Origin of the sequence: Desulfosarcina sp. (genome assembly GCF_041551955.1) — a bacterium.
Taxonomy (GTDB): Bacteria; Desulfobacterota; Desulfobacteria; order Desulfobacterales; family Desulfosarcinaceae; genus Desulfosarcina.
Map to the genome: position 1 here is coordinate 1 of NZ_JBFELV010000385.1, position 4994 is coordinate 4994.

Genomic DNA, 4994 nt, shown 5'->3' on the forward strand with positions numbered 1-4994 from the left:
GGGTCTCCTTCTCTTTCTGCCCGGCAGCACGGGCCTGGCGGACCCCATCGGTATATGCGTCTTCTTTTGATTTGACCTGTTGGGCGGATCCGTCAATTGCGGACTGCATGCCGACCATTTTTTCTTTTCTCTCCTGCAGTATTTTTCGAATGGGCTTGTAGAGCACCATGTTCAAAATCCAAATCAACAGTAAAAAATTCACGATTTGCAAGACTATGGAACCATCGACGCTTACCATCTAAGAGCCTCCGTTGAAGTAGGATTAAATGTTCCCAAAAAACAATATATTGTCTATAAATGATATGACTTACGAAAGGTGCGAACTCCGGCGGTCTATACCATCCGCGTCCCTGAAATGTCAAAGGTTTTTTAAAAATTAATCCGTCATCCGGATTTCTTTTCATCTCGCGTCGTTTCCACCGATTTTTTTTCAACCGGCAACGGATCTGGTTTGGCCATGGTGCAATTCCCGTTAAAAAAAACGCCCGTTTCAATGGAAATCACCGGCGCTTGGATATCGCCGGTGATTTTGGCCGGCGGGTAGACGTCGATGCGCTCGGCAGCTTGGATATGCCCATTGACGGTTCCCTTGACAATGGCTGTTCCCACGCGGATCTGCGCGTCTACCACCGCCCGTTCACCAATGATCACGGTGCCTTTCTCGGAAACGATTTTACCACTGACCGCACCATCCAGCCGGATGGTGTCTTTAAAAGTCAGGGTTCCTTCGATGGCGGTCCCGACTCCCAACAGTGTGGAAATATGGTCTGCATTCTCTTTTTTTTTCATCGTTTCCCCTTAAGTTTTAATAGAATAAAAAATATTTCCCATCCCGACGACGATGACCGCCTGCCGCAATTATTCAAATTTGAATCGGCGCATGCTCACATTCATGAGCAGGCCGATGCCGATCATCATGGTGATGATCGACGATCCGCCATAACTCACAAAAGGCAGGGTCACCCCCACCACCGGCATGAGTCCCATGACCATCCCGATGTTGATCAGCACCTGCCAAGCGATCATGGCGGTCACCCCCACGGACAACATGGTTCCAAAGGGATCCCGGCAACGGCCGGCAATGCTCAGTCCCCAGGCAATGATAATCAAAAACAGAATGACCACCGACAACGACCCCATCAGTCCCCACTCTTCGGCCAGCACTGAAAAAATGAAGTCGGTATGCTGCTCCGGCAGGAAAGACAGTGCGTTTTGGGTACCCTTTAAAAAGCCTTTGCCGGTGAGCATCCCCGATCCGATGGCAATTTTGGATTGAATGATATGGTAACCGGCGCCCAGGGGGTCCCGGTCCGGATTCAAGAAGGTCAGGATGCGTTGCTTCTGGTATCCACGCAAAAAAAACCAGACCAACGGAACGAGCAGGGTGAAGGTGGCCATCAGCCAACTCAGCGCCCTGCGCTCGATCTTGGCAAAAAGGGTCATGGCCCCGGCAATGAGCGCAATCACCATAGCCGTGCCCAGGTCCGGTTGGCGGACAATCAGGGCAAAGGGCACCGCGGTAAGAAACGCCGGCACCATCAGGTCCCGTAAGGTTAGCCCCTCGGTATTGATAAGCTTGGCAAAATAACGGGCCAGGACGATGATGACGGCGACCTTGGCCATTTCGGAAGGTTGGAGGGTGAAGGGGCCCAGGGAGAGCCAGCGCCGCGATCCGCTCACGTACTTGCCGAAAAACAGCACTGCCGTCAATGAAATCACGGAGGCCAGGTAGATAAAATTGGCCAACCGTTCGAACTGCTTGTAGTCAAATAAAAAGCAGAAAATCATGGAACCGAAGCCGACGCCATACCAGATCAGCTGTTTTCTGAACAGGGTTAGATCCGGCTCGACCGCTCCAGCGGACACGGCACTGTATAGGGCCACCAGCCCAGCGATTCCGATGGAAAGGGTAAGCGCCAGAAGCCCCCAGTCAAAGCATTGCAACAATCGTCTATCGAACATGGATCAATCTCCCTCGGCGGATGTCCTCGGTGCGACATCCAACGACGCATCGGCTTTCGGTTGGCCGCCGGACAGATGGAACCGGATCATCTCGGCCGCCACCGGAGCAGCAGCGCTGGATCCGTGCTCTCCATGCTCGACCATCACCGCCACTGCAATCCTGGGATTCTCCCGGGGTGCATAGGCAACAAACCAAGCATGGTCCTTTATCGACCCCCAATCATTTTCGCCCTCGGCGGCATCGTCCCGCCTTCCTGCAACCTGGGCGGTCCCTGTCTTGCCACTCATGGCCATTCCTTCCAGCCGACTGCGCCACGCAGTCCCGTGCCGATCATTGACAGCTTGGAACAGCCCCTCTCTCACTATCCACAAGTTTTTTTGGCTGATTGGAAGCCGCCCTGCGACCTGGGGGACACTCTCGTACATGGTCTGCCCGTCCGCGGTCCGAATGGTTTTGACGATCATGGGTCGATAGCGCATACCCCCATTGCCGACCGCAGCAGCCACCATGGCCATTTGCAAAGGCGTGGCCAGATTGAAGCCCTGACCGATGGCAATTGACAGCGTTTCGCCCTTTTGCCAGGAAACGCCCATCCGTTTTTTCTTCCACTGGGCGGTTGGAATCAAGCCGCCCTCTTCGTTATCGAGATCCACGCCGGTGGGTTCCCCCAAGCCGAAAGCATTGGCGTACCATGCCAGGCGGTCTACCCCAAGCTCGAGTCCTACTTTATAGAAATAGACGTCGCAGGACTCGCTCAAGGCCTTTAAGACATCCACCTCACCATGTCCCCACTTCTTCCAGCACCGATAGGTCCGGTTGCCAAACTTGAGAAAGCCGGGACAGAAAAATGAGGTTTTCTCATCGATGACACCCTCTTCGAGCCCGGCGGCGGCGACGATGATCTTGTATGTAGACGCCGGCGGATATTCTGCTTGGATGGCCTTGTTTTCAAGCGGGTGCTGGGGATCCGATATCAAGGCGTTCCACTCGTCATGAGACATGCCGGAGATAAAAGCATTCTGGTCGAATGAAGGGCTGGACGCCATAGCCAGGATCTGACCATTGGATGGATCCACCGCCACGGCTGCTCCCGCCAGGTCCGCCAGCAGCTTCTCGGCTGTCTGCTGGAGGGACTGGTCGATGGACAAAATAATATTGTGGCCCGGAATTGCATCGACCGTATTGAGCACCCGAACCACCTGGCCAGTAGCGTTGACCTCCACCTGCTGGCCGCCACGCTTGCCGCGTAGCCAATCTTCATTGACCCGCTCGATACCGTATTTTCCGATATAATCACCGCTTTTATAGTCGTTGTAAATCGTGCTCTTCAGTTCCTCGACGCTGATCTCCCCCATATAGCCCAGGAGGTGAGCCGAACTGGGGCTGAAAATATAGTCCCTGCGGGGAGAAACGTTGACCAGGATGCCGGGCAGGTCCCATCGGTTCACCTCGATGGCTGCCAGCGCATCCCGACCGATATCGGGTTTGAGCAGAACGGGCTTGTATGCACGGGTTCCCCTGGCTTTCTCCAGGCGCTCCCAAAACTGGGCTTCGTCAAGGCCCGTATATTGGGATAGCTTTTCAATGGTCTGCTCAAGTGGATGGGCATCTTTGACGGTGATGCTCAGGTCGTAGGAAGGCCGGTTGTCCGCCATGAGTCGGTTATGGATATCGTAAATCAACCCACGGGGTGCATCCACGCTTCTTAATCGAATGCTGTTGATTTCCGATAACCGTCGAAGCTCTCCGCCTTCGATCACCTGAAGGAACAGCAGACGGGCAATCAGCACCACAAAGGCGGCAATGACCACCGTCAGGGCAGCACTCAGCCGCTTGCCGAACCAGTCGCTGTCCACATTGTCCAAATAGTTGGTCAAGGCGTCCTCAGAGGGCTTTTTTCCGCATAGAAGGATTTTCTTGCCCGCTCGACGATTTTCTGTCCACGGATGAAAAAAAGCATCAAAAAGGGTCCGGTCACCGCTCCCCAGAGCACCTGCCCGGAAACCACGGGAAGAATGGACTCCACCGGCCAGGGCGCCGACGCCAGCACCACCGCGGAAAAGGCTACCACCAGACTCTCGAAAACGACACCGGCGGTGACCAGCAGCGGCATTAGAATCACATTGCCTACCTGCAGGAACTGGATGGCCCAGCGCACGCCCACGTACATCCACAGATAGGCGGTTAGGTAAACGCCGAATACACCACCGGATATGCCGTCCATGGCCAACCCGCTGAACAAGAGAACCGGAATGGCCCCGCGCGGCAGATGGTAAACCCCTAAATAGACCACGAACGGCGCCAGTAGGTCGTATAGGTGCACCGCTGCACCGCCAACCAGTAGCGTCGTCTGAAAAATAATCAAAAACAGGCAAATAACTACGTGATAGCCGTAAATCATGATTCTCCGGGAGGACTTTCGTCAACCGGTTCGGAAATGATAAACACTTCTTCGAGGATTTCGAAATCCACGTATGGGGTCACCGACACCTTCTGAAAGATACCGGCGTTCTGTCTGACGATTTCGGAAATGCGCCCCACGCGAAACCCCTTGGGAAACACGCCATCCAGGCCGGAAGAAACCACCATGTCCCCCACACTGATTTCATGTTTTCTGAGGACATAGTCGAATATGCAGTAATCGGCCCCGCCACCCTTGACTATGCCCCGCGCACGGGTTTTCTGCACCAGGGCATCCACGGCGCTGTTGGGATCAGTCAGCAAGAGCACCTTGGAATACCCGGCCGACGCCTCTACAACCACGCCGACAATCCCCTCGGGAATCACCACGGGAACGCCCTGCCGAACGCTGTCCCGGGTTCCCTTGTCCACAATGATGGTCTTTGACCAGGCAGACGGGTCCTTGCCCACCACCTGAGCGGCGATCATAGGTCGTGGAATCGCTTTTTCAAAACCCAGCATATGGCGGAGCCGGTCGTTGGCTATTTCGGTTTCGCTGCAGCGGTTGAGCTGCTCTAGGCTTTGTCCCAGCGCTTTTTTCAGTCGCTGGTTCTCTTTGGCCGTGGCGACC

The 4994-nt window shown here is 54.8% G+C and carries 6 protein-coding genes; all 6 read right to left on the reverse strand.

Going from position 1 to position 4994, the window contains the following annotated elements; genetic code table 11:
• Positions 1-238: ATP synthase F0 subunit B (locus ABYV26_RS20690; RefSeq protein ID WP_372683255.1), on the reverse strand; the 238-nt coding region annotated here is incomplete at its 3' end.
• Between the two features lie 146 nt (positions 239-384).
• A complete protein-coding gene (locus tag ABYV26_RS20695) occupies positions 385-789 on the reverse strand; it encodes a polymer-forming cytoskeletal protein (RefSeq protein ID WP_372683256.1) in 405 nt (134 codons plus the stop codon).
• Positions 790-858: 69 nt separating this feature from the next.
• A complete protein-coding gene (gene rodA, locus ABYV26_RS20700) occupies positions 859-1962 on the reverse strand; it encodes a rod shape-determining protein RodA (RefSeq protein ID WP_372683257.1) in 1104 nt (367 codons plus the stop codon).
• A gap of 3 nt (positions 1963-1965) precedes the next feature.
• Positions 1966-3840, reverse strand: a complete 1875-nt coding sequence (gene mrdA, locus ABYV26_RS20705; protein ID WP_372683258.1) for a penicillin-binding protein 2 — start codon at positions 3838-3840, stop codon at positions 1966-1968.
• Positions 3837-4364 carry a hypothetical protein gene (locus ABYV26_RS20710; protein WP_372683259.1) on the reverse strand — a complete coding sequence of 176 codons (528 nt, stop codon included), beginning with the start codon at positions 4362-4364 and terminating at the stop codon, positions 3837-3839. Before ABYV26_RS20710 ends, mrdA begins: the two co-directional genes overlap by 4 nt.
• The coding region (mreC, locus tag ABYV26_RS20715) for a rod shape-determining protein MreC (protein ID WP_372683260.1) at positions 4361-4994 on the reverse strand (634 nt) is incomplete at its 5' end. The genes ABYV26_RS20710 and mreC, both read right to left, overlap by 4 nt.